Annotated in this window: 20 protein-coding genes; 11 read left to right on the forward strand and 9 right to left on the reverse strand. The window is 46.3% G+C overall.

Translation table 11 applies throughout. The annotated features are described in order from the left end of the window. The first annotated feature begins 230 nt into the window (after window positions 1-230). The 7 genes from DXA74_RS13825 to DXA74_RS13855 all read left to right on the forward strand — a co-directional run bounded on the left by DXA74_RS13825 (window position 231) and on the right by DXA74_RS13855 (window position 8793). Complete coding sequence (locus DXA74_RS13825; protein ID WP_118528574.1) at window positions 231-1061, forward strand: M48 family metallopeptidase; 831 nt, start codon at window positions 231-233, stop codon at window positions 1059-1061. Between the two features lie 472 nt (window positions 1062-1533). Beyond that, window positions 1534-3036, forward strand: coding sequence for a 2-isopropylmalate synthase (locus DXA74_RS13830; protein WP_118528576.1), 1503 nt, complete (start codon window positions 1534-1536; stop codon window positions 3034-3036). A 10-nt stretch (window positions 3037-3046) separates the two neighbouring features. Beyond that, a complete protein-coding gene (gene leuC / locus DXA74_RS13835; RefSeq protein ID WP_118528578.1) occupies window positions 3047-4444 on the forward strand; it encodes a 3-isopropylmalate dehydratase large subunit in 1398 nt (465 codons plus the stop codon). Window positions 4445-4454: 10 nt separating this feature from the next. Beyond that, window positions 4455-5051, forward strand: a complete 597-nt coding sequence (leuD, locus tag DXA74_RS13840; RefSeq protein WP_118528580.1) for a 3-isopropylmalate dehydratase small subunit — start codon at window positions 4455-4457, stop codon at window positions 5049-5051. 40 nt (window positions 5052-5091) lie between these two features. Next, complete coding sequence (locus DXA74_RS13845) at window positions 5092-6660, forward strand: alpha-isopropylmalate synthase regulatory domain-containing protein (protein ID WP_118528582.1); 1569 nt, start codon at window positions 5092-5094, stop codon at window positions 6658-6660. A 78-nt stretch (window positions 6661-6738) separates the two neighbouring features. Beyond that, entirely contained in the window at window positions 6739-7800 is a 1062-nt protein-coding gene (leuB, locus tag DXA74_RS13850; RefSeq protein WP_118528584.1) for a 3-isopropylmalate dehydrogenase, read from the forward strand. A gap of 165 nt (window positions 7801-7965) precedes the next feature. Continuing rightward, window positions 7966-8793 carry a lipopolysaccharide assembly protein LapB gene (locus DXA74_RS13855; RefSeq protein ID WP_158576083.1) on the forward strand — a complete coding sequence of 276 codons (828 nt, stop codon included), beginning with the start codon at window positions 7966-7968 and terminating at the stop codon, window positions 8791-8793. On the opposite strand, the gene DXA74_RS13860 is transcribed toward DXA74_RS13855, so the two are convergent. From DXA74_RS13860 to DXA74_RS13885, 6 genes are all read right to left on the reverse strand, one after another. After that, window positions 8790-9185, reverse strand: coding sequence for a DUF4377 domain-containing protein (locus DXA74_RS13860; RefSeq protein ID WP_118528610.1), 396 nt, complete (start codon window positions 9183-9185; stop codon window positions 8790-8792). The two genes, DXA74_RS13855 and DXA74_RS13860, sit on opposite strands and share 4 nt — an antisense overlap. 122 nt (window positions 9186-9307) lie before the next feature. Then, window positions 9308-10582 (reverse strand): adenylosuccinate synthase, encoded by a 1275-nt coding sequence (locus tag DXA74_RS13865; RefSeq protein ID WP_118528588.1) that lies wholly within the window; start codon window positions 10580-10582, stop codon window positions 9308-9310. A 36-nt stretch (window positions 10583-10618) separates the two neighbouring features. Next, window positions 10619-11074 (reverse strand): Fur family transcriptional regulator, encoded by a 456-nt coding sequence (locus tag DXA74_RS16940; protein ID WP_118528590.1) that lies wholly within the window; start codon window positions 11072-11074, stop codon window positions 10619-10621. Window positions 11075-11169: 95 nt separating this feature from the next. Next, complete coding sequence (locus DXA74_RS13875) at window positions 11170-11766, reverse strand: DNA alkylation repair protein (RefSeq protein WP_118528592.1); 597 nt, start codon at window positions 11764-11766, stop codon at window positions 11170-11172. 3 nt (window positions 11767-11769) lie between these two features. Next, complete coding sequence (locus DXA74_RS13880) at window positions 11770-13734, reverse strand: dihydrofolate reductase (RefSeq protein ID WP_118528594.1); 1965 nt, start codon at window positions 13732-13734, stop codon at window positions 11770-11772. A 72-nt stretch (window positions 13735-13806) separates the two neighbouring features. After that, a complete protein-coding gene (locus tag DXA74_RS13885) occupies window positions 13807-14238 on the reverse strand; it encodes an AraC family transcriptional regulator (RefSeq protein ID WP_118528596.1) in 432 nt (143 codons plus the stop codon). Between the two features lie 184 nt (window positions 14239-14422). Between DXA74_RS13885 and recQ the strand changes: the two genes are divergently transcribed. Further along, entirely contained in the window at window positions 14423-16249 is a 1827-nt protein-coding gene (gene recQ / locus DXA74_RS13890; protein ID WP_118528598.1) for a DNA helicase RecQ, read from the forward strand. Between the two features lie 46 nt (window positions 16250-16295). Here the strand turns inward: recQ and DXA74_RS13895 are convergent, their stop codons facing one another. Both DXA74_RS13895 and DXA74_RS13900 read right to left on the reverse strand, forming a co-directional pair. Next, the gene (locus DXA74_RS13895) at window positions 16296-16931 is read right to left on the reverse strand and encodes an N-acetylmuramoyl-L-alanine amidase (RefSeq protein ID WP_118528600.1); all 636 of its coding nucleotides are present in this window, start codon (window positions 16929-16931) and stop codon (window positions 16296-16298) included. Next, window positions 16928-19723, reverse strand: a complete 2796-nt coding sequence (locus DXA74_RS13900) for a hypothetical protein (RefSeq protein ID WP_118528602.1) — start codon at window positions 19721-19723, stop codon at window positions 16928-16930. The genes DXA74_RS13895 and DXA74_RS13900 overlap by 4 nt, the downstream gene beginning before the upstream one ends. 149 nt (window positions 19724-19872) lie before the next feature. Here DXA74_RS13900 and hisS point away from each other — a divergent pair, with 149 nt between their 5' ends. The 3 genes from hisS (at window position 19873) to DXA74_RS13915 (ending at window position 25753) form a co-directional block, all read left to right on the forward strand. Then, window positions 19873-21237 carry a histidine--tRNA ligase gene (gene hisS / locus DXA74_RS13905; RefSeq protein WP_118528612.1) on the forward strand — a complete coding sequence of 455 codons (1365 nt, stop codon included), beginning with the start codon at window positions 19873-19875 and terminating at the stop codon, window positions 21235-21237. Window positions 21238-21428: 191 nt separating this feature from the next. Beyond that, window positions 21429-22748 (forward strand): PepSY-like domain-containing protein, encoded by a 1320-nt coding sequence (locus DXA74_RS13910; RefSeq protein WP_158576084.1) that lies wholly within the window; start codon window positions 21429-21431, stop codon window positions 22746-22748. 215 nt (window positions 22749-22963) lie between these two features. Further along, entirely contained in the window at window positions 22964-25753 is a 2790-nt protein-coding gene (locus DXA74_RS13915) for a TonB-dependent receptor (protein ID WP_118528606.1), read from the forward strand. A 10-nt stretch (window positions 25754-25763) separates the two neighbouring features. Here DXA74_RS13915 and DXA74_RS13920 read toward each other — a convergent pair whose 3' ends face one another. Next, window positions 25764-26765, reverse strand: coding sequence for an AI-2E family transporter (locus tag DXA74_RS13920; RefSeq protein ID WP_118528608.1), 1002 nt, complete (start codon window positions 26763-26765; stop codon window positions 25764-25766). Window positions 26766-26864 lie beyond the last annotated feature (99 nt).

A 26864-nucleotide genomic window follows, 5' to 3' on the forward strand; every position in this document is an offset into this window, starting at 1 on the left:
CCTTCAGAGAGCAATCTCCGGAGGGATTCTTTTTTTGTATTGTTTTTTGCACTCTTTCATCTGAAAATCTTTTCTTTCTTCCCTGAAAATCTCTTTTTATTAAAATATCTTTCAATAATTTTGGCTTTTTAGAAAAAAAATAATAACTTGCCCGCAGTAACTAAGATCTTTCCTTTGTTAACTTGTTATCTAGACTAAAAGATGGTCAAATTGGTAATACAACTATAAATATGAATATTCGATTTCTGAAAACTCTTTTCTTTTTGTGTTTCCTTTTCTTTCATGCTCAGGTAAAAGCCCAATTTGATTGGTCGCGGATGTTGGGAGGAGTCTCAAAGGTGGTGCAGGCCGCAACTCTGACGGATGAACAGATGGCAGAGTATGTCAGAGAGTATGTGGCTAAAATGGATGCAGAAAATAATGTCTGTCCAGAGAACAGTCCCTATACTATCCGTTTGAGAAAGCTGACGAGCGGACTTACAGATGCAGAAGGTATTCCTTTGAATTTTAAAGTTTATCAGGTAAAGGATGTCAATGCTTTTGCTTGTGCTGATGGTAGTGTTCGGGTGTTCTCCTCACTGATGGATGTCATGACGGATGATGAACTGTTAGGGGTAATAGGACATGAAATCGGTCATGTTGCTCATCGTGATTCCAAGAGAAGTTTTCGCACTGCTTTACTGACCTCTGCTTTGAAAGACGGAATATCTTCGTCGCATGAGAAAATAGCCGCTTTGACAGATTCACAATTAGGAGCACTGACAGAAGCCATGGTTAATGCACGTTATTCTCAAAAGCAGGAATGTGCTGCCGATGATTATGGCTATACCTTCTTGAAAAATGCAGGGAAGAACCCGTGGGCAATGGCTTTGTCCTTCCGAAAACTGAAGCAGTTGCAGAGTAACGCTCAGGAGTCACAAGTCGGTGCATTCTTGAATCAGCTATTCTCCAGTCATCCGGATTTGGATATGCGTATCGAGCGAATGGAAGAAAGAGCGACAAAAGAAAAGATTGCGAAACCAACGGTTACGAAACCGACAGCCACGTTTAGATTTAAATAAAAAGAAGTCGTATCATTACTCAGAAAAAGAGTTTGATACGACTTTTTTAGTGTTCTTGTCTCAGTTTGCGTTTGTCGGGAATCCTTGTTGGGATTTTGATAGACTTATTCTTCTTTTGTCATTTCTTTTTTATAACATGCCCTTTATAATTTTGTATGTTACAAAGCATGTTTCTGTATAAATATTCTATTATATTCGCTATTTTAGAAAGAATCTGTAATATTTATGGGGATTTTTCTTTCTGATTATTTTGTTATATGGCATTTTCCTCTTAATTTTGCGTTATCAATAACATAAAAAATAAAAATATGGTTACTGCGAATACAGCTATGTTGTCAACTCTATGTTTCCGACTGCAAAAAGTAGTGGGAAGTGTGCTTTGTGCGTAATTGTGTCGCAGAGATATAAAAGCCTTTCCCACTTCCTAGTGTGAAAGGCTTCTTTTTTGATAAACAAATAAAACATAAGATATATGAGTGACAGACTTTTTATTTTTGATACAACACTTCGTGATGGAGAGCAGGTTCCAGGCTGCCAGTTGAATACGGTTGAGAAAATTCAGGTTGCCAAGCAGCTGGAGGCTTTGGGAGTGGATGTGATTGAAGCAGGATTCCCGATCTCCAGTCCGGGTGATTTCAATTCCGTAATAGAAATATCTAAGGCTGTGACCTGGCCTACCATTTGTGCTTTGACCCGCGCTGTGCAGAAAGATATTGATGTGGCTGCCGAAGCTTTACAGTTTGCCAAGCACAAACGTATCCATACAGGTATCGGAACATCGGACTCACATATTAAATATAAGTTTAACTCCAATCGTGAAGAAATCATTGAGCGTGCTGTGGCTGCAGTAAAATATGCCAAGCGCTATGTGGAGGATGTTGAGTTTTATGCAGAGGATGCCGGACGTACGGACAATGAATATCTGGCCCGTGTGGTAGATGCTGTCGTTAAGGCCGGAGCAACTGTAGTTAATATTCCGGATACAACCGGTTATTGCTTGCCACAGGAATTCGGTGCCAAGATCAAATATTTGATGGAGCATGTAGACGGACTCTCTGCCGGCAAGGCAATTCTTTCTACCCATTGCCATAATGATCTGGGTATGGCTACAGCCAATACCATTGCCGGTATTATGAATGGTGCCCGTCAGGCTGAGGTTACCATCAACGGTATCGGAGAGCGTGCCGGTAATACTTCGCTCGAAGAAGTAGCCATGATTCTGAAATGCCACAAGGGAATTGATATTGATACAAACATCAATACGCAGAAGATATATCCGACCAGCCGTCTTGTTTCCAGCTTGATGAATATGCCGGTGCAGCCTAACAAGGCAATTGTAGGACGCAATGCTTTTGCACATTCCAGCGGTATCCATCAGGATGGAGTCTTGAAGAACGTGCAGACTTATGAGATTATGGACCCTAAGGATGTGGGTATCGATGATAACGCCATTGTATTGACCGCCCGAAGCGGACGTGCGGCTTTGAAGCATCGTTTGAGTGTATTGGGTGTTGAACTGGAAGGCGAGCGTCTGGATGCCACTTATCAGGAGTTCCTGAAGCTGGCTGATAAGAAGAAAGAGGTAAACGACGATGATATCCTGATGTTGGCCGGTGCGGACCGTGCTGCAGCGCATGCCATTAAGTTGGATTATCTGCAGGTGACAACCGGTATGGGAGTGAAATCCGTGGCTTGCATCGGTTTGGATATTGCCGGTGAGAAGTTTGAGGCTTCTGCCAGTGGTAACGGACCGGTTGATGCCGCCATCAAGGCTTTGAAGAACATTATCAAGCGCCATACCGTACTGAAGGAGTTCACTATTCAGGCTATCAGCAAAGGATCAGACGATGTCGGTAAGGTACACATGCAAGTGGAATATGACGGACATGTATACTATGGCTTTGGTGCCAATACGGATATTGTATCCGCTTCGGTAGAAGCATATATTGACTGTATCAACAAGTTTAAAAAGTAATTTCAAGACAATGGCTAATACTTTATTTGATAAGATATGGGACGCACACGTGGTGCAGAATGTGCCCGATGGTCCTACCCAGCTTTATATTGATCGTTTATATTGCCATGAGGTAACCAGTCCTCAGGCTTTTGAAGGACTGCGTGCCCGCGGTCTGAAATGTTTCCGTCCGGAACGTATTTACTGTATGCCCGATCATAACACACCGACTCACGATCAGGACAAGCCTATTGAGGACCCGGTGAGCAAGACTCAGGTAGACACCTTGGCGCAAAATGCCAAAGACTTTGGATTGACTCATTTCGGTATGATGCATCCAAAGAATGGTATCATTCATGTGGTGGGACCGGAGAATGGTCTTTCTTTGCCGGGCATGACTATTGTATGCGGTGACTCGCATACCTCTACCCACGGAGCTATGGGCGCTGTGGCTTTCGGTATCGGAACCTCAGAAGTGGAAATGGTCATGGCTTCACAGTGCATCTTGCAGCAGAAACCGAAATCCATGCGTATCACCGTCAAGGGTTCTTTAGGAAAAGGGGTTACGGCAAAGGATGTGGCTTTGTATCTGATGAGCAAGATGACCACTTCCGGAGCTACCGGTTACTTTGTGGAGTATGCCGGTTCGGCCATCGAGCAATTGACTATGGAAGGCCGTCTCACCTTGTGTAATCTTTCTATCGAGATGGGTGCCCGCGGTGGTTTTATTGCTCCTGATGAAGTAACCTTTGCTTATCTGAAGGATAAGGAATATGCTCCGAAGGGTGAAGCATGGGATAAGGCTGTGGCTTACTGGAAGACATTGCGCAGCGGTGATGATGCTGTGTTTGACAAGGAGATTGAGTTTGATGCGGCCGATATCGAGCCTATGGTAACCTACGGAACCAATCCGGGTATGGGAATGGGTATCACCAAAACGATTCCTTCTTTGGATCAGATTGAAGCGGCCGGTCAGGCTTCTTTCAAGAAAGCACTCGACTATATGGGATTTGCACCGGGAGAGCAGATGATCGGAAAACCGGTAGATTATGTTTTCTGTGGTTCTTGTACGAATGGCCGTATTGAAGATTTCCGTGCTTTTGCTTCGATTGTGAAAGGACGCAAGAAAGCCGATCGGGTGATTTGTTGGTTGGTTCCGGGTTCTTGGGCTGTAGCCCGTCAGATTCAGGAAGAAGGCTTGGATCAGATTTTCAAGGAGGCCGGTTTTGAATTGCGTCAGCCGGGATGTTCTGCCTGTCTGGCTATGAACGATGACAAGATTCCAGCCGGAAAGTTGTCCGTATCCACTTCAAACCGTAACTTCGAAGGACGTCAGGGCCCTGGAGCACGTACCGTATTGGCCAGTCCGTTAGTGGCAGCAGCTGCGGCGGTAACGGGAGTAATAACAGATCCAAGAACATTAATGTAAAGACGATTCCATGAAACAGAAATTTGACATCATAACAAGCACTTGTGTGCCCTTGCCTTTGGAAAATGTGGATACCGACCAGATCATTCCGGCACGTTTTCTGAAAGCTACAACTAAGGAAGAGAAGTTTTTCGGTGAAAACCTGTTCCGCGACTGGCGATATAATCCGGATGGTTCGCTGAATCCGGACTTTGTATTAAACAATCCCAAGTATAAGGGAGAGATATTGGTTGCCGGAAAGAACTTTGGAAGCGGTTCCAGCCGTGAGCATGCGGCATGGGCCATTGCCGGATATGGTTTTCGTGTAGTGATCAGCAGTTTCTTTGCCGATATCCATAAGAACAACGAATTGAACAACTTTGTCTTGCCGGTTGTTGTTTCAGAGGAATTTCTGGCCGAGTTGTTTGCTTCAATCAATCAGGATCCTGCCACCGAAGTGGAAGTCAACGTTCCGGAGCAGACTGTAACGAATAAGGCTACCGGCAGACAGGAACATTTCGAACTGAACGGATATAAGAAGTACTGTCTGATGAATGCATTGGATGACATCGATTTCCTGTTGGAGAATAAAGACAAAATTGAAGCCTGGGAGCAAAAGAGCGTTTAGACTTCTGAAGGTGAAACATAACATTTAATCCACAAGTATTATGGAACAGAATAAAACCGTTCGGGTAGAAATCATGGATACCACTTTGCGAGATGGTGAACAGACCAACGGAGTGAGTTTCCTGCCCCATGAGAAACTGATCATAGCCAAGGCTTTGTTGCAGGATTTGAATGTGGACCGGATTGAAGTTGCTTCGGCTCGGGTTTCCGATGGAGAAATCGAGGCTGTGAGTAATATTTGCCGTTGGGCTGCTCAGGTGGGGATGCTGGATCGGGTAGAAGTCCTGGGCTTTGTGGATGGACATGCTTCGCTCGATTGGATTGCTCGTTGCGGTTGCCGAAATATCAATCTGCTGTGTAAGGGTTCCCTGAATCATTGTCTGAATCAGTTGAAGAAGACTCCGGAAGAGCATATCGCCGATATCCGAAATTCATTGGCCTATGCCGAGCAGTTGGGAATCAAGGTGAATGTCTATCTGGAGGACTGGAGTAACGGAATCAAGAATTCGCCGGAGTACGTCTTTCAGATAGTAGATGCCTTGCAGCATGAGCGCATCGAGCGCTTTATGTTGCCGGATACGTTAGGCGTGCTTAACCCGCTTCATCTGGTGAGCTATATGCGCAAGATGGTGAAACGATATCCGCATCTGCGCTTTGACTTTCATGCGCACAATGATTATAATTTGGCCATATCCAATGTGCTGGCTGCGGTTCTGGCCGGGTGCCGGGGTATTCATACTTCGGTAAACGGACTGGGAGAACGGGCCGGAAACGCACCGCTGGCCAGTGTGCAGGCTATTCTGAAAGACCAGTTTCAGGCTGAAACCGAAATTTGCGAGGATCGCTTGAATGAAGTAAGCCGTTTGGTGGAGAGTTATTCTGGAATCGCCATACCGCCCAACCAACCGATTACTGGTGAGAGTGTGTTTACTCAGGTGGCCGGTGTGCATGCCGATGGAGACAATAAGGCGAATCTCTATTGCAACGCCTTGCTGCCGGAACGGTTTGGCCGCAAGCGTGAATATGCTTTGGGGAAGAACAGCGGTAAGGCCAATATCCTGAAGAACCTGGAGGAATTAGGTCTGGAACTGACTCCGGAGCAGACACGAAAGGTTACTGAGCGCATCATTGAATTGGGAGACAAGAAAGAACTGGTTACTCAGAATGATTTGCCTTTCATTGTGGCCGATGTATTGAAACACAATGCTCCCGAAGAACATGTACGTTTGTTGAGCTATATGGTCACCACGGCCTATGGTTTGAAACCGATGGCTTGTGTCCGTCTGGAAGTGAACGGGCAGGCTTACGAAGCACAGGCTTCGGGCGACGGTCAGTTCGATGCCTTTATGCGGGCCACGATGTTTATTTATAAAGAACGTCTGCATCGCGAATTTCCCTGGCTGGCCAATTACAATGTAACGATTCCTCCCGGAGGACGCACGGATGCTTTTGTACAGACCGTTATCACCTGGAACTGGAATCAGAAGACCTTGCGTACTCGCGGATTGGATGCGGACCAGACCGAAGCAGCCATCAAGGCAACCATCAAAATGCTGAATCTCATAGAGAAAGATTATGTGTGTGAGGCCTCTGCTGAAACATGCGAATAAATCGTAGTGCTTCCAAGGAAGCATTGTTTGTAAATATAGTGATAAGTAAAAGAAGAAAATAAATAAAACGAATAGATTATGGATTTGAAAATAGCCGTATTGCCGGGTGATGGAATCGGACCTGAAATTTCAGAACAGGGAGTAGCTGTCATGACGGCCGTTTGTGAAAAGTTTGGTCACAATGTATCTTATGAATATGCCCTTTGTGGAGCTGCTGCCATTGATGCAGTAGGCGATCCGTTCCCGGAAGATACTTATCAGAAATGTATGGCAGCGGATGCTGTCCTCTTCTCTTCTGTAGGTGATCCGAAGTTTGACAATGATCCTACTGCCAAAGTACGTCCGGAGCAGGGCTTGCTGGCCATGCGCAAGAAACTCGGACTTTTTGCAAATATCCGTCCGGTAGAGACCTTTGAATGTCTGATTCATCAGTCTCCTCTGAAGGAAGAACTCGTGCGTGGTGCTGATTTTATCTGTATCCGTGAGCTGACCGGTGGTATGTATTTTGGAGAAAAGTATCAGGATAACGAGAAAGCCTATGATACCAATGCCTATACCCGTCCGGAAATCGAGCGTATCCTTAAAGTGGCTTTTGAATATGCCCGTCGCCGCCGTAAGCACCTTACCGTAGTGGATAAGGCCAATGTTCTGGCTTCAAGCCGTCTGTGGCGTCAGATTGCCAAGGAAATGGCTCCTCAGTATCCGGATGTAGAGACAGACTATATGTTTGTAGACAATGCGGCTATGCGCATGATTCAGGATCCCCGTTTCTTTGATGTGATGGTAACCGAGAATACTTTTGGTGATATCCTTACTGACGAAGGTTCTTGCATTACCGGTTCTATGGGATTGCTGCCGTCTGCTTCTACCGGTGAGCATACTCCGGTTTTCGAACCGATTCACGGTTCATGGCCTCAGGCCAAGGGCTTGAACATTGCCAACCCGTTGGCACAGATTCTTTCTGTAGCCATGTTGTTTGAGTACTTTGATTTGAAGGAGGAAGGAGCTATGATCCGCAAGGCTGTCAATGCTTCGCTTGATGCTCACGTTCGTACCCCGGAAATTCAGGTTGAAGGAGGCGCCAAGTATGGTACGAAAGAGGTCGGTCAGTGGATTGTTGATTATATCAAAAAGGCTTAACCTCAAGTAATAAAAGACAAAAAGTTCCTGCTCTGTTCCGGAGCCAGGAACTTTTTTTATACATTTGTCCCGGATCTGTTTGTCTGTAGTTGGGCCATCCCTTTTGAAAGAAGAAAAGCAGATCGGGTTTCTATGTGAATTAATTTCCTAATGTTGGGATATCCTATGATGAAAAAAATATTATTGGCAGTATATCTTCTGGCGGGTGCGCTTTCCGTATCGGCACAGAGTTATCAGGATTTGGTGAAACAAGGGCTCGATGCCATCTCGCGCGACAGTCTGCTGCAGGCTGAGGAGTACTTTCGGGCAGCCTTAAAGAAAGAACCGGCTTTAAAGTCAAATGCGTTGTTGTTTAATTATATCGGTCAGATACAGGAGAAGACCGGACGCGATGCCGAGGCATTGGAATCTTATAACCTGGGGATCAATCTCTCGCCGCATACGATGGGTATTCTTTTAAATCGTGCGGCATTGTATATGCGCACCGGCCGTAAGGAGAAGGCTTTGACAGATTACAGTGACATACTGGATCTGAATCCGGATCATCGGCACGCCCTGATGATGCGGGCTTATATCTATTCCTCCCAGAATCTTTTCAAGAATGCGCGCTTGGACTATGAACATCTTCTTCAGCTGGAACCGGACAATGAAGATGCAGTATTGGGATTGATTCTGCTTAACGAAAAGGATAACCGTCCGAAGGAGGCGATGGATCAGATCAATCAGCTGATTCAGAAAAACTCCCGTCGTGCCGATTATTACGTGGTGCGTGCGGAAATGGAGATGAACCGCAAGGCTTATGAATCGGCTGAGATCGATTATAAGAAAGCCATAGAACTGGAGCCCGGGAATGTTATCTATTATCTGAATCGTGCCTCATATTATATAAAGACTGGTCAAAAGGATAAGGCACGCCAGGACCTGAAAAAAGCCAGCTCTTTGAATGCCGACCCCGGCGAGCTGGCTGCTTTATACGAAGAACTTGAAAATTAGTTTTTGTTTTCAGGCAATGCCTTGGACGGGCCTGCTGTCTTGGAAATGATTTTCTTTAAAGTGTAGACGTACTTTGAGGCATCTTGAGGAGGATTCTTACGCTCTGTACGTTGCAGGAGTAGCTGATATTCATATCCGGGTTCATATTGGAATCCCTGAATTTCAGAATAGAAGTATTGCCATTTTTCTTCCGGTTTATATTTAATCAGGAAGCAGGATTGTGGTCCGACACCGTAGCCGGTTCTTTTCTCCGATGCGATAAACATACGGATTTCTAAGCCTTTGTCTGCTGTTTTGGATATATTTTGTTCGGCGTTTGTTTTTGTTGTACTACAAGAGACCGAAGAACACAGAGTAGCTCCTAGAAGTAAGAGTAATGAGATGTATTTCATACGATAAATAGGATTTAAAACAGAAATGTCAGCAGACTTTTGAAGATATGGAAATCTTTCATCAGTCTGCTGACATTTTTTATTGATGAACAATTCTTTATTATGTGAAATGCTCCAGTTCTTTATTTATTGCGGATAATTGTCTGAGCACGGTCTGGACCAACAGACAGAATGGTAATAGGAGTTTCCAACTCGTCTTCCAGGAACTGAATGTAGTTCTTGAATGCTTCCGGGAAGTCCTTCTCGTCAGTTATGCCGGTCAGATCACACTGCCATCCTGGGATGTCCTTGTATACAGCCTCGCAGCCTTCTGTCTCAAACGGTACATTTTCCAGAATAACACCGTCCTTCTTGTAAGCTACGCATGCCTTGATGGTTTCGAAGCTGTCCAGAACGTCGCTCTTCATCATAACCAACTGAGTTACGCCATTGATCATGATGGCATACTTCAGGGCAACCAAATCCACCCATCCGCAACGACGGTTTCTTCCAGTCACAGCACCATATTCGTGACCGATCTCACGAATCTTGTCACCGGTTTCGTCGAACAGTTCAACAGGGAACGGTCCGGAACCTACACGGGTGCTGTAAGCTTTGAAAATACCGAATACTTCACCTATCTGCTTTGGTCCGATACCCAGTCCGGTGCAGACACCGCCGCTGGTGGTGCTTGAAGAACTGACAAAAGGATAAGTTCCGTGATCAATGTCCAGCATTGTTCCCTGAGCTCCTTCTGCCAACACGCTTTTTCCCTCTTTCAAATACTGGTTGATTTCCACCTCTGTATCCGTAAGCGGGAAGGTGCTCATATAGCGGATGCCTTCCATCCAAGCTTTTTCCTCTTCGGTGATATCATAGTCTGTGAAGTTCAGATCCTTGAGGATTTGCTCATGTCTGGCCTTCAGAGCCTGATATTTTGCGTCAAAGTTTTCCAGGATGTCACCTACGCGCAAACCGATACGGCTGGCCTTGTCGCTATAGGTCGGTCCGATACCTTTTCCGGTAGTTCCCACTTTGTTCTTGCCTTTTGCAGCCTCGTAAGCACGATCCAATACTCTGTGTGTAGGCAGGATCAGATGAGCACGTTTGCTGATGTGGAGTCTTTTCTTCAGGTCATATCCGGCATCCTCAAGTTCTTTGGCTTCGGCCATGAACAAGTCGGGTGCAATGACACATCCGTTACCGATAATATTGATCTTATCTTCAGCGAAAATACCTGAAGGAATAGAGCGGAGAACGAATTTCTTACCTTCGAAAATGATGGTGTGGCCTGCGTTTGGTCCACCTGCGAATCTGGCAACAACATCATATTTCGGAGTAAATACGTCTACTACTTTACCTTTTCCCTCATCTCCGAATACGATCCCAAGAAGGGCATCTACTTTTCCTTTTACCATGATTGGATATTTATATTTGTTGTTTGTTTGATTTCCTTATTGCATGCGCATTTTACATTTGGCGCAAATTCCGTATAAAGTAACTCTGTAGTTGTGAACCTGAAAGTCTGCACAGCCGATATGTTCCAGCAAGGATCTGATGTGCTTAAGCTCTGCCAGTTGGGTTTCCCGGCAACTGTTGCATACAAGTTCTATGAGATTCCGGTTTCCGAATACTTTGCAGTATACGGTGCTGTTTTTGTCTTTCAGTTCATTGATTACATGGGCTTCAAGCAAGATATTAATACAATTATATACAGTAGACCGGCATATATGTATTTTAGGAAAAAGTTCCTGATGCTTACTGAGGATTTCTTCAATGGAAACCTTGTCTTTCATATTATAAATGGTTCTCAACACGGTTTCCCGCTCCTGAGTTTTTCTCAGCCCCTTTGTTTCAATAAAATGAAACAGGGCCTGTAATGCCTGTTCTTCTGCACTTTCTTCTTGCATGATAGTCGTTTAATTGTTTTGCAACAAAGTTAGTGCTTTTTGCCGAAAGCACGCATATCCCTAAAAATATTTTTCAGAAAAAAATAACAGACGGCTTATTGCAGAAGCATATTTTCAATTTCCTGAGTGCGCTGTTTATTAATTTCTTCGTATTTGAGCAATGCATTTACAATGGCTTTCTTGAGGGTACCTTCCGCATGGGCGATGGTGGCACCGGCCTGATCCAGAAATTCATTTTCCGCCCGTTCGTTCAGAGGTTCGCCTTTCATGAAAAGGCGTGCCAGCAGCAGGTAGCCGCAGAGTTGGAACATTTCTTCTTCGCGGGCGATCCACTGGAATGCTTTTTCTGAGGCATAGGGCAGTTTCTGGAACAGATTCATGACCGTGAGCTGCGCTATTTCTGCTGTAGGCATGCCTTCAATCCAGATTTCTGCAATTTCCGGATAAAAAGAGTCTACCGGTTGCAGCATGCCGGCCAGAATCTTGCATTCCCGGATATTCTCTTTCCACAAGGCTTGTGCCAGTTCATGATTCGGTTGGAATTCGCTGGCGATGCTTTGCAGTCGGGGAATCTCCACTCCGAAGTTTAACTTATAGTTCAGGCCGTTTTCTCGCATAAAAGCCGACGCCACTCCATTCATGGAGAGGCGCAGCTCTTGTTTTATTTTTCTGATTTCTTCTGCTATATTCATGGATTATAGTGTTGCATAGTCCTTGCTGTAGCGGAGCATCTGTTTGTCGTATGCTTCGCCATAGCTGATTCGGATGTCAGTAATATTGTTCTGTTCGTCAATGACTGGAGTGTATACCGGATTGATGAATCCCTTGTATGGAGCCAGATTCAGCTGATTGTACCGGGCCAGGATTTCCTGGTGCAGGGACGGATCTACTTTCACGCCATAGCGCTCTACCAGCTGACGGGCTGCTTCCAGATCACCTTCGCTCTTGATGCGCTGGATTTCGGCAAGTTGTTTTCCGAATATCTCCCGCAGTTTCTGGTAGTCGTTGATTTGCACATAAGTCTTTCGGTTGAGGCAGATCATTTCGATAATCTGCTCTTCCTTTCCCATTTCCAGAGCCCAACGGGCAATGAGAGCTCGGTTTCTCATGTGTGCTTCTTCAATATCCTTACCCGGATTGATGCGTACCAGCTGGGTGAGCAGTCCGTTCATCAGATAACCGTAATATTGTGCTTTGTAGGCCTCGGAATCCGGTGTAAGTCCCAGTTCAGTCAGTTTCGGGTCGGCCAGATAATACAGTCCGAACAGGTCGGCACGTGCCTCTTCAATGGTTGCTCCATAGGCTTTCAGACTATCCGGATCTACTCCCGGAAGCATCTTTCCGCTGCCATGACCCAAACATTCGTGCAAGTCAGTATGCAGATCATCGCATACATCCTCGTATTTCTCCATCAGTTCCAGAACTTCACGGTTGATGACAAACTCTTCCTTGAAGCCGTTGCCGTGGGCTGCCTGATTATAGGCATGTGTCAGGTTGCCGATGGTGACGCTCTTGCTTCCATGCTCGGCGCGTATCCAGTTAGAATTGGGCAGATTGATACCGATGGCACTTGCCGGATACAGGTCACCACCCAATATCGCAGTTTCAATGACTTTGGCAGAAACACCTTGGCAATTGTCTTTCTTGAAGCGGGCATCCACTGGAGAATGGTCCTCAAACCATTGAGCGTTCTCACTCAGTTTGCGGGTTCTTTCGGTAGCTTCTGCATCTTTCAGGTTTACATATCCCTCCCAGCTGGCTTTCATGCCCAGCGGATCACCATACGTCTCGATAAATCCGTTGGTAAAGTCAATAAAGCCGTCCTGTTCCTGAATCCAAAGGATGCTGTATTCATCGAATGTTCTCAGGTTACCGGTTTTGTAGAATTCTACCAGTTTCAGGATAACCTCTTTCTGTTTCGGGTTTTCGCTGACTTCGGCAGCCTTTTCCAACCAATATACGATTTTTTCTATGGCCTTGCCATACATTCCGTCAATTTTCCACACCTCCTCGGCAATCTTACCGTTTTTCCGAACCAATTGGCTATTGAGTCCGTACATGACCGGTCGGGGATCCTGTTCCCGGTTTTTCATTTCCTGATAAAAGTCCTCGGCCTCTTTTTGAGTGATTCCTTCGGCATAATAATTACATGCAGAGGTCAGCAGCAGGTCTTCGCCGTCGGCCTGGTTTACCCGTTTGGCCATAATGGCCGGATTGAAAATGACCGGAGCTATTTCGTTGTATAATGTTTCTGCTGTTTCGCCTGCTTTCAGGGGAAGTTTTTCCGGATTGATGTTCAGCAGTGCTTCTTTAAAGAAACTCTCGCTGAACAGAGCCGGGAATTTGTCACAGGCATAGTGATGATGGATACCGTTAGAGAACCACACCCGTTTCAGATATACGGTCAGTTCCTGAAAATTCTTGCTGTTTCTGTCCCCGGAGTAATCTGTATAGATTGCCTCCAGAGTCTTTCGGATTTTTAAATTGAACTTGCCGTTCTGATCCCACAGAATATCACGTCCGTAGAGTGCTGCCTGCGACAGATAATAAACCAGTTTCTTCTGGCGCAGATCCAGATTCTCAAATCCATTAACACGATATCTCAGCAATTGCAGATCGGCAAACCGTTCGTCGCAGTATGAAAAATCAGTTGTATTCATTAAATCGGAAATATATTAGTAACTGTAAAAGGGATAAAACCCTTTCGGATTTATCCCTTTTTCTTTTAAAATTTATGCTTTGTTATTTTCTTTTGCCAAGTGATTTATGCGATAGCTTCTCGGCGTAATTCCGTTCAGTTTGTAGAAGGCGGCATAAAACGACTGTCGGTTGGCAAATCCCACCATAGCGGAAATCTCTTCCATGGTTTTGTCCATGTACCGCTTGTCTACAAGCAGATATTGTGCATCCTTGATGCGATACTCATTCACAAGGCTGGAATAATTCTGTCCGAAGCGGATATTGACCACCGCACTGATGTAGCGGGTATTGGTGCTCAACTCTTCGGCCATCTTTTTGGCTGAATAATCCGGATCCTTGTACTTCTTCTGTACGACGAAAATATGCAATATTTTCTCGTAAAGTTCGTCTACTAATTCAGCTCTTACCAGTGAGCGGTAAGCAGCATTTTTTTCTTTTTTCTCCGTTAAATTATACTTTCCCATACTTCCTATATATTACTCAAAAATAAAATCACATCCAGTGTCTAGAACTCCTTGTGCGATTTTATTAACTTTACATGATAAGGCAAAATTCGCTTTTTTTTCTTGTTCGTACAAATTTTTCTCTCTTTTTAATGACAAAAAAAGTTAACTTTGCGTTTGCTAATATAAATAGAACCGTTTTTGCATGTATCAAACACTGAAAAAATATTTTGGATACGATTCTTTTCGTCCTCAGCAGGAGGCCATCATCAGGAGTGTTCTGGCCAAGAATGACACGCTGGTGCTGATGCCTACAGGAGGTGGAAAAAGCTTATGTTATCAGATTCCAGCCCTGATGATGCCCGGTACGGCCATTGTCGTATCTCCGCTAATCTCTCTGATGAAGGATCAGGTAGAGGCTTTGCAGGAGAGTGGTATTTATGCGGCAGCACTCAATAGCAATAACACAGACCAGGAGGCCGTGAGCATCCGAAGGGATTGTATATCCGGTAAAGTTAAAATACTTTACATATCCCCCGAGCGCTTATTGTCCGAAATTCCTTTTTTGCTAAAATCCATGCAACTGTCTCTTTTTGCCATCGACGAAGCACATTGCATTTCTCAGTGGGGGCATGACTTTCGTCCGGAATATACGCAGTTGAATGTCTTGCATCAGTATTTTCCGGAGATACCGGTCATTGCACTGACGGCTACAGCCGACAAAGTCACCCGGGAAGACATTGTGCAGCAGTTGGGACTGGTGCGTCCTCAGATCTTTATTTCCTCGTTCGACCGTCCGAATCTGAATCTGGTTGTCCGTAAGGGATTAAAGAAGAAAGAAAAGACTCTGGCAATTCTGGATTTTCTGTCCCGGCATGAGAATGACAGTGGTATCATTTATTGCATGAGTCGCAAAACGACCGAGGATGTGGCAGCCATGCTTCAGGAGCACGGTATCAGTGCTGCAGTTTATCATGCTGGTCTGTCGCCCGAGGAGCGTAACTTTACGCAGGAGGAATTTCTGAAAGACCGCATTCAGGTGGTTTGTGCCACGGTTGCCTTTGGTATGGGAATCAATAAGTCGAATGTGCGTTATGTCATTCATTATAATCTGCCGAAAAGCATTGAATGCTTTTATCAGGAAATCGGTCGTGCCGGGCGCGACGGGATGCCTGCCGACACGTTACTGTTCTATTCTTACGGAGACATTGCACAGCTGACCCGTTTTGCCGAAGAAAGCGGTCAGCAGGGCATGAATAAGGAGCGTTTGCAGCGCATGCAGGAATATGCTGAGGCCTCGGTTTGCCGCCGTCGTATTCTGCTGAATTATTTTGGAGAACAGAGTGCACATGATTGTGGTAATTGTGATGTGTGCCGTAATCCGCCTTTGCGTTTCGACGGTACAGTTCTGGTGCAGAAAGCCCTGAGTGCCATTATGCGCACCGGGCAGCATGCAGGTTTTCATTTGGTGGTAGATATTCTTCGCGGCAATCAGACGCAGGAAATCGTGCAGCGTGGGTATGACCAACTGAAAACTTATGGTGCCGGGCATGATGTACCGGCCCGTCACTGGCACGATTATCTGCTTCAGATGTTGCAGTTGGGACTTCTGGAGATTGATTATAAAGAGAATCTGCATCTGAAAGTCACCCCTGCCGGAGCTCAGGTGCTGTACGGAAAAAGCACTGCCACACTGGCTCAGATCCGTGAAGAGAAGCCACAGGTTGCTCTCCGTAAACGAAAAGCGGTTGCCGTGCCCCGCATCGCCGGACAGCCGTTGTTGTCCAGGCAACCCTTCTTCGAAGAAGAGAGCGCTGACGGACTTTTTGAGGCGTTGCGTGCGTTGCGTAAGCGACTGGCTGACGAACAAGGTTTCCCGCCATATATCATAATGTCGGACAATACCTTGCACCTGTTGTGCAGCATCAAGCCGACTACGGTGGATGCCTTCGGTATGGTAAGCGGTATCAGTGATTTCAAGAAACAGAAATACGGAGAGGAGTTTGTGGCTCTGATCCGCAATTTTCTATAAAACCAATCAGGAGTGGTCAGCGATGGTGCTGCCACTCCTGATTGGTTTATTTCAGAGTTTCCAGATACTGTTTCACAGCCTGATAGATGCAGTATGCCAGTTTTCTTCGGCCGCGTCTTGACCGCAAGTACTTCTCCTCCTGAGCATTGGAGATAAAGCCAACCTCAGTCAGAACTGCCGGCATATTGGTATTTCTTAATACCGCAAAATTGGCTTTTTTCACACCTCTGTTTTTTCTTTTTCCCCGTTCGGTATATTCCTCCTGAATCAGTTGTGCCAGCTTCAGGCTCCAGGGATTATGCCTTTTGTTCCATACAAATGTTTCCGTGCCTTCGGCATATCCGCGGGCAGAATTGGCATGGATGGAAATAAACAGGTCTGCCTGACAGAAGTTGGCGAAATTGGCCCTTTCGTTCAGCGAGATGAATTCATCTTTGTCTCGGGTCAGGATAACATCCACGCCGCGGGTTCTTCTTCGGATATATTTGCCGGTTCGTTGGGCAATTTTCAGAGTGATGTCCTTTTCTTGCGTTTTTCGTCCGGCAGCGCCCTGATCCCGTCCGCCATGTCCCGCATCAATCACGATTTTGAATCGTCCTTCAGCCAGAGCGGGTACCGAAGTGCAGAACAGAGCCAGAAGCACTCCCCACATTATAATATAAGCGTATTTTCCGTGTCTCATTCTGTGATTTTGTTTTTGATTTCCTCTTCGCAGAGTTTGATGGCATCCAGCTTTTCCTTCTGGTTAATCAGCTGTGCCTGACAGGCTGCAATCATGCCAATGATATTCTTACGTTCCTGCTCCAGCATCTCTTTCCGTTCTATCAGCATTGAGTGAACCTCTTTTTCGCTGCTTTCGCCCGGTCGGTTACCGTCTGCCTGATGAGCTGCCAGTTCGGCCTGCAGCAGGTCCACTTTCTTCTGTGCCATGCTCAGCTCAAATTTCAGATGGCGCGTAAGTTGCCGCATCTGTTGCCAGTCCGTATCAGCAGAGAAAAGCTGTTGCAGCTCCGAGAACTGTACGGGAGAATGGGATGCATTGTATTTTCTCATCCAGAGATCCAGATCCGACTTTTCCTGCATGATCTCTTGCTCCAGTTCCTTGTCTCGGGTCTCTATGGCTTCTATGGCTCCCGTCTTCAGGCACAGTTCCTGTTTGGCCTGTTCTTTCTGTTTCTGCAATTCCTCTTCCTGTTTTCGGGCTTCTTCCAGATTGCAGGTTGCGTTGTCATACACCTGTTTGGCTTCCTGATTTCCGATGAGCTTTTGCAGGGTGTTGCCGCATTCCTTTTTCAGATTCTGCACTTGTTCCAGTCTTTTTGCAGAAGCTTCCTGTGCGTTGACCATAATTTTCAGTCTGTCTTCGAGCAGGTCCTTTTTCTGTTGCAGCATCAGTATCCGTTCCTTGTTTGCTTCGGTATCTGTAATCAGACCGCGATATTTTTTCAGGATATTCTGAATCTGTATCTTCAATCCTTCCTGATTGTTCTGCCAGGCCTTGAACCATCCGGAAATGGTTATGATTTTTTCCAGATCATCAAAAAGTTCGCTGAACCGGTCATTCAGCATACTGATTTCCTCTTGCAGATGGCTGATGCGGTATGCCCATACCTGACAGCCGGTGTTCTGCTCGTTGAAGCGCATCATGATGTCATTCTTCTCGTTCTCCTTTTTGGCAATCTTGCCATTGATGCTGTTGATGTTGCTTTGGTGGAAATTGAAAATCTCCAGTTCCTTAGCAGCTTCTTCGGCATCCTGACCGGTACGTTCGATGAGCTGTTGCAGCATGCTTCGGCGGGCTTCCTGGTTGGTCGAGGCGGAACAGTCGCGGAAAGAGCGGTCCAGATCCTCGAATTTCTTCCATTCCTGGATATTCTGTTGGTGCATGTTGCGTATCATTTCCAGATGAGTCTGTTCTACTTCCAGGATACCGGTTTCCCGGGCATATTTCATGCGCAACTCCTGCAACTGCCGGTTTTTCTTGTTATATTCCGCTTCCAGCATCTCCAGATCGGTTTTCATTTCCGAAATGAGTTTGCTCTGTTCCAGCATCGTATCGGAGTGGTAAGGATGATGTGTCGCGCCGCATACGCTGCAACTGCTTCCTTCCTTCAGGTCACTGCGCAGCTGAATCACGTTCTGGCTCTTGCTCACCGTGAAGGAATATTTCTTTTCCTCGGTCTTTTCTTTCAGGATATTTACCTCGGTGTTCAGTTGCTCCAGAGCGTTGTGGGTGCTTTCGGCCTGAGTCTGCAAGCGATATATTTCCTGCATCTTTTCGTCAATCCAGTTATATCCTTGGGAGATGTGATTCCACAGGACCTGAGCACTGAGCAGCATTTGCATTCTTCGCTTCAGCTCCATTGTTCTCGACTGGAGTTTCTCTCCGTCCATACCGTAATTGCTCTTCAGGTGCATGGCCAGCTCGTTCTGTAGACTGCTGATTTGCGATTCCAGTTCTTTGATATTGGTAAAGAGTTTGTTCAGCTGTGCGTTTTGTTCGCTCTGTTTTCTCAGAGAGTTGTCCAGCTCCTGCTGAGTCCGCTCTTTCCGGAGCAACAGGGTATAGAGCAGATCCAGTTTTACCAGAACACCTTCGCCCTTGTCAATCATTTTCTGATGCACATCCGTTTCCTGACGGATCAGGTTCAGGCTTTCCTGTTTCCGGTACTCTTCTTCCAGTTCCAGTCTGATTTCACCAATTTCCTTGGTGAGCGAGGTGATGTTCATTGCCCATTGTGCAGACACTTCGCTTTCCTTACCTTCGTTCAGTTCCAGAATTTGCAGTTTGCCGTTGGTCAGATAAACCTCGGTCAACAGGTCGTCGGTGCGTTTCAGTACCGCCTCATATTCCTTGCGGCTCAGTGTCTGCTGCTCATATTCCTCCTTAATCTGATGATAATGCTTTTCACACTGTTCCTTATCCTGATACAGCTGTTGTATCAGAGACTTAAGAGCCTCGCGCATCTGTTTGATGAGCTGTATTTTCTGAAAACTTCCCTGTCGGGATTCAAAAGTTTCGAAACGCTCCAGCTCCTGTATGCTTTTTTGCATCGAGGCATATTGTTTGTTCAGCTGATACAGTTCACCCTTTTCTTTCTCCAGAGCATGTGAGAGGGCGATGAATTTTCTGTACCATTCCTGTTGCTGATGAATCTTGTCGATAGAAGTTTCTATATTCCGAAGTTTGGTTTCGTTCAGGCGCAGGGTCTCGTTCAGTTTTCCGGTTTCCGTAGCGCTGAGCAGGCTGCTGTCAGCCTGACGGCGTTTGAGTTCTGTGCGGATCAGAGATTTGAACAGAGCCGTTACACTATCTGGCATCGGAGCGCCGAACTTGTGCTCAAACCACAGGGCGGCAGCTTCTTCGGCTGTCAGGTTCTGTGGCAGGCTTTCCGGTGACAGAGGTTCGTTGTTACCCGTAAACTCAGTCTTTTCCGGTGTCTTTTCTTGATGTGATTTTCGAAAAAATTTCATACTAATGAGCGATTGCTTGTTTGGTTGCAAAGTTAGAAATAAAAAGCGTTGGTCGGTGCAATGCTTATGCCTTTTTAGCAGGAATCTGTGGTCGGAATAGAAAAAATAATGTACCTTTGTGGGCAGAAATAATTTATAAACAGAACAAGATGGCAACGAAACCAAGTATACCAAAGGGAACCCGGGACTTTTCACCCGTGGAAATGGCTAAACGCAACTATATCTTTGATACAATCCGCAGCGTCTATGCGCTCTATGGATTCCAGCAGATCGAGACTCCGGCCATGGAGAATCTGTCTACTCTGATGGGTAAATATGGCGAGGAAGGAGATAAACTGCTGTTTAAGATTCTGAATTCCGGAAACTTCCTTTCTGGAGTAGATACAGCCGACTTGTCTTCGGAGAACACCAACAAACTGGCCGCACAGCTGTGTGAAAAGGGTTTGCGTTATGACCTGACAGTACCTTTCGCACGCTATGTCGTGCAGCACAGAGAAGAGCTGACCATGCCGTTCAAGCGCTATCAGATTCAGCCGGTATGGCGTGCCGACCGTCCGCAGAAAGGACGCTACCGTGAGTTCTATCAGTGTGATGCCGATGTGGTGGGCAGTGATTCTTTGCTCAACGAGGTCGAGCTGATGCAGATTGTGGATACCGTATTTACCAAATTCGGTATTCGTGTTTGCATCAAGATCAACAACCGTAAGATTCTTACCGGAATTGCCGAAATGATCGGCGAATCGGACAAGATTGTGGATATTACTGTGGCCATGGACAAACTCGACAAGATCGGGCTTGAGGCTGTGAATGCTGAATTGTCAAAGGCCGGTATCAGTGATGCCGCTATTGAGAAACTGCAGCCGATTATTCTGTTGCAGGGCAGCAACGAGGAGAAACTCGACACCATGAGAACCGTTTTGGCCGAGAGCGAAACCGGCTTGAAAGGTGTGGAAGAGTGTGCATTTGTGTTGCAGACCTTGCAGAGCCTGGGCCTGAAGAATGAGGTAGAGCTTGACTTGACTCTGGCTCGTGGCTTGAACTACTATACCGGCTGTATCTTTGAGGTGAAAGCTCTTGATGTGCAGATCGGAAGTATCACCGGAGGTGGCCGTTATGACAATCTGACCGGTATTTTCGGTATGCCGGGATTGAGCGGCGTGGGAATCTCTTTCGGAGCAGACCGCATTTTCGATGTGCTCAATCAGTTGGATCTGTATCCTAAGGAAGCTACAACCGGCACAGAGCTGCTGTTTGTCAACTTCGGTCAGGCAGAGACTGCTTACTGTCTGCCTATCCTGGCTGCCGCCCGTCAGGCTGGTATCCGTTGTGAGATTTATCCCGACAGTGCCAAGATGAAAAAGCAGATGAGTTATGCTAATGCCAAGAACATTCCATTTGTAGCCATTGCCGGTGAAAATGAAATGAACGAACAAAAGGTAACGTTGAAAAATATGGTTACCGGTGAGCAGATGCTGGTTTCTCAGGAAGAGCTGATTGCCGCCGTGAAGAAATAAAAAAAGTATTTCTTGATAAAGGATCAAGTGCAGGTTTTCGGGATGTCATATTCAGGCCCGGAAACCTGCACTTTTTTTGTTAAAGTTTGTTTTAATGGAAAATAATATACATTTATCCAAATTCTTTCCAGATTTGATCATTTTCTTTGCTTACGAAAATGATTGATAACCAAGAAAACCAAATCCTAATTATGAAAAAGAATCTATGGCTCGCCGCGGCCTTGTGCTGCGGCATATTCGGATTTTCATCCTGTAGTGATGATAACAGTGGTAACGGTGGAACTGTGACAGTGCCGAAAAATATCGAAGAACAGTTCTACATGAAATATCCTAATGCAAAATCTGTGCAGTGGACTTCTAAAGACGGGTATTCCGTAGCTTCCTTCTATACTTCGAATGACAGCGTTCAGAACAAATGTTCCGCATGGTTCTCACTGGCGGATGGTTTCTGGGATATGACGGAATATGAGATTCCTTATTCTTATCTGCCTGACTCCGTACGTACGGCCTTTGAAAGTTCGGAGTATGCTGCTTCGCCGTGGGTGACCGACCGCGAGGTGGAGGTTTTGGAGCGCTCCGGCATTGAAACCCTGTATGTAATTTCTGTAGAAAACCGGACTTCTTCTGTAGAAATGGAACTTTTCTATTCGAGCGACGGTATTCTCCTGAAAGAGGTACTTGATGATGTAGACGGAGATGATCATTTTGAAGACTTTTTGCCACAGACACCGACAACCAGCATCGGACAGTGGCTGGATACCAACTTCCCGGGAGCACGCATCATTGATGTGGAAACCGAAAACGGAGGAACGGAAGTTGAGTTGGTTTATAAGGGATCTGTGTATGAGGTGCTTTTCAGCAGAGAGCATAACTGGATCTACACCAAGCAGGAAATACCTGAGCGTCAGTATGCCGCCTTGCCACCCAGTGTGTTGAGTGCTCTAAGAAATCTGGAAGGATTTACCAGCCTGAATGCTTTGGATGATGTGGACTATTACAAGACTGCTGCAAGCGGAAACTTCTATTGCATTGAAATGGAGACCCGTTTTGATGACGATTGGAAAGTTTATATCAGTGAAGAGGGATTGGTCATCGATAAGCCGGCGCTCGGCGGTGGTGACGGACAGAATGTTCCGGTAGAGACTGAGATCGGACAATGGATCGCAGAAAAATATGCAGGTGCAGTAATCGTAGGACGAGAATATGACGACGGCCTTCTGGAGGTTGATTTCCTGCATGAGAACCTGAAAAAGACAGCCTACTTTAATGGAGCCGGTCAGTGGGTTTGCAGCAAATGGGATACGTATTATTCAGCTTTGCCTAGTGCTGTGTTGAAGACCTTGCAGGACCGTTATGCTTCTTATTCTGTAGAACGTGATGATATAGAGGTTGTAGAGAACGCCTCAGGACTTTGCTATGAGATTGAAATGGAAATGCGTGGCGGAGATCGTGAAGTAAAGGCGATTATCAAAGCCGACGGAACTGTCATCAGTGAAAAATTTGATGATTGATTTCAGACAGGAAGTTATCGGATAACCATCCGGTAACTTCTTTTTTTGTTTCTGTCAGATTGACAGCATGGCCGCGGGACCGTTTTTTGTTTTTCCTTATTTTAAACTTATTCAATAAGTTTTCAGTTCCCTTCTCATTGGAGGTATTTGATAAATTGCCTACTTTTGTTTTGAAGATACTGGTCGGATACTCCCGATAGAAAAACAACAGAACTATGAAACGGACTCTCTTGATACTTTTCCAAACCTTGCTGTTCAGTGTGTATGCTGGCAGTGTATGGGCACAGAATGCGGATGAGCGTTTTCTGCGCGGCAAAGTGTATGATGCCGACCGTTTGGATCCTTTGCCCGGTGCCACCGTGCAGGTGTATGATTCTTTGGGGACATTTCTGGGAGGCGGAGTGACGAATGAAGAAGGAGTTTTCCGGGTAGGAAAACTTTTACCCCAGAGATATAATCTGAAAATATCTTTTATGGGATATAAACAACAGTCTCTTCGAGTTGATCTTAGCGGCAAGCGTAAGGAACTGCGTCTGAAAGATATCCTGTTGCATGAGGCAGTGTATGAAATGGATGAGGCTCAGATCACGGCACAGGGACGTGAGCTGGTGCTCCGTGACGATACGTTGGTTTATTATGCCGATTATTACAGACTGCCGCCCGGAGCCCGTATGGCCGAACTGCTGCGTCGTATGCCCGGTGTTTATGGTTCCGATGATCAGGATGTGCGGGTGAATGGAAAGAAAGTGGCCCGAATCCTGATTAACGGTAAGGAATTCTTTGGGGATGATCTTTCCATGGCATTGAAATATCTGCCGGCCGAACTGATCAAGGAACTCAAGGTGTATGACAAAAAGAGCGATGAGTCGGAATGGATGGGAGTGGACGACGGCAGTCGTGAAACCGTGATAGATCTGACCGTAGCTGATGATTTTCAGAACAGTTGGGTGGGTGAAGTAGAGGCCGCGTATGGCAGCAGCAACCGTTACATCGGCAAGGCTTCGGTGAATAATTTTCAGGATAAACGCTACACGACTTTGATGGCACAGGCTGGAAACGACAGCCAGATGGGAGATGAAAACAACCAGAATGTGGGCTGGAGTTTCAACCGTTCGGGGAAGAAACTGGATTTGGGAGGAAACCTTTCTTATAACCGGAATGAAATGAAGCAGGATATGGCTTCGAGTATGGAGTCTTTCGAAAATACAACGGCTGCCTTTACGGAAACGATGAGCCGGATGTATAACCGGAATCAGAATCTGCATGCCGGTCTGAATGTGGAATGGCGTCCCGACAGTATGACCGTAATCCGGGTGGCTCCTATGGTGAGCTGGACCAATGGGTGGAACACACAGGAGTCTTTCTCCGCCTCGTTCTCTTCCGATCCGTATCGGGTGCCTGGAGTGGAGCATCCGCTCGAGCAGATGGACCTGCTGACAGATACGGTGGCTGTGAATGCCAACCGGGGACTTAATGGAGGAGAGAACAATTTCTGGTCGGCACAAATGAGTCTGAACGTGACGCGTCGTTTTGCCAAGAAAGGGCGTAGCCTGATGCTCGGTATCAATGGCGGTTATACCCGTTCGGACAACAACCGTGATGAATTCCGTCAGATTGACTATTATCGGTTGAGTGCCATTGCGGGAGGAGATTCCGTCTATCATCAGGTGCAATATGACAAGACTCCGAATACGAATACCAACTGGGGCAGCCGCCTCACCTATTCCGAACCGTTAGGGCGTGATCTGACCCTGTTGCTGACTTATCAGGTATCTTTGCGTCGGCAGGAAGACCGCAGGGAAGTGGCATCGATTCAGGATCCTCGGGTACTTGCTCTGGGCGTGAATCACACTAATTATTCGGATTTCTATCAGGATGCCTTGCCCGACACGCTGCAAAGCCGGAACACTTGCAATGATTATCTGGAGCAGCGCGGAGAAATCGGGCTGAATCTGAACAAGACCAAATATCAGCTGAATGCAGGACTTTTGCTGAACAGCCAGCTGAACCGTTTCACCTATCAGACTTCCGGACGAAACTTCGAGGCGGAAAACAGTACGATAAACTGGGCACCCCAATTGAATTTCTATTATCATCTGACCAGCCGCGAGCAGATAAACTGTTCTTATTATGCCATGGCGCGCCCGGTAGATGCCCAGAAACTGATACCCGATACTTTGGATTTTTCCAATCCGCTTAATCTGGAACTGGGAAATCCGGACCTGAAACCTTCGTTTACCCACATGATCAGCATGGGGTATAACCGTTTTACCGAAGAGACCATGCGCAGCTATAATGTGCACGTGAGTTATATGGTGACTCAGAACAGTCTCAGTTCCCAAAGTACGTATGACACACAGACCGGTCGGCGGACCATGATTCCGGTGAACGTGGACGGTAATATGAACGGAACGGCGGACTTTATGATGAATGCTCCGTTGAAAAACAAAAAGTTCACATTCCTCCTGCAGACGAATGTGAACTATATGCGCTATGTGGGTTTTGTAGTAGGCGAAGGAGCGGAGCAGACCGTCCGGAATGTGACCAATCAGGTGACTTTCCGCCCTACGTTGCGTTTGAGTTACCGGGATGATCTGTGGGACTGCTTCGTGTCCGTAGGCGGTAATTATGACCATTCGCGCAGTACCGCGCTTTCTGCCGGGAATATGGATACTTACGGGCTGGAAACCCGGTGTGGCGGTATGGTACAGATGCCTTGGGGCATGGACTTCTCGACCGATTTTACGTTGAATGCCCGGTGGGGATTCAGCTTTCAGGATATGAATAATAATGAGTGGATCTGGAACATGCAACTGTCTCAGGGATTCCTGAAAGGGCGTAAGGCACGTGTGGCGCTCAAGGTTTATGACCTGCTCAACGGGCGTAACTACGTGAGTCGTTCTTTCTCGTCTTCCATGCGTTCAGATGTGCATTATGAGGCTTTCGGCCGTTATGTGATGCTGCACCTGAGTTATAACTTCAGTCTTTTCCGGAAGAAGAAATAAGACGGCGGAATTAGGGTTCGTGATCCAGCAGATACTCCTTGCGGAACATTTCCAGGAAAAGCAGGAAAAGAGACACAAGCAACGGACCGAAAATAACTCCCATAAAACCGAAAATCGGCAATCCGGCCACCACACCGAAGATGGTGATGAGCGGATGGATATTGGCCATCTTCTTCTGAAGGATGAAGCGGATCAGATTATCCGACTGGGAAATGATGATTCCTCCATAGGCTACCAGAACCAGAGCCATGACCCAATCTCCGATAATGGCCAGATAAGCGGCCAGCGGAATCCAGATAAGGGCGGTTCCTACCAGCGGAACGATAGAGGCTACAGCCGTGAACAGGGCGGCCAAAAGAGGATTGGGCACATTGCAAATCCAGTAGCCAAGCAGGGAAATACATCCCTGGATAACGGCCAGAAGAGGGATTCCGATGGCGTTGGAGCGCACAATGACATGAATCTGCTGTAGTACTTCCTGTTTGTTGTCTTCCTTGAAGGGCAGGAGGGTGGAGATATAGTGTTCCATGTTCTTGCCACCGGAAAGCAGGAAATAAAGCAGCATGATGGCTACGGCCACATTGATGAAAAAATCGCTCACACCACTCATGATGGACTGGCCGATGGCGGGAATCTGACCGGCCAGAAAAGTCAAGGTACTTTCCGACAGAACGTCGAAACCGGTTTTTTCCTTGATGAAGTCTATCGTGGCCAATGCCGGGCGGAGCAGCTCTTTGGGATGAATGTTGATGCTGGTGATTTCCGAAACCAGAAGCCATCCCAACAGACTGATGGGGATGACGATAAACAGCAGGGTGCCGATGGTAACCAGCCATACGGTACGGTTGTAGGGAATCTTCTCGGCAAGGCGAAAAGTGACTTTGCGCAGAAGCAGATAAAGAGTAAAGGCACCCAGGATGCCGTTCATGAATGGCTGTGCCTGCTGAAACAGGATGACCCCGAGAAAAAGAATCAGGGCAATCAGGGAATACTTCCAGTATAATTCTTTCATAATAGGTTTAATTAGTGTTTTGAATGTGCGTCCAAAAATACATTCTTTTTTGTTTAGAATACCCGTTGGCGGAATTAATTTAGCGCATACTTAACCCTG

The sequence above is a fragment of the Bacteroides sp. OF04-15BH genome, from assembly GCF_003477995.1.
Lineage (GTDB): Bacteria > Bacteroidota > Bacteroidia > Bacteroidales > Bacteroidaceae > Paraprevotella.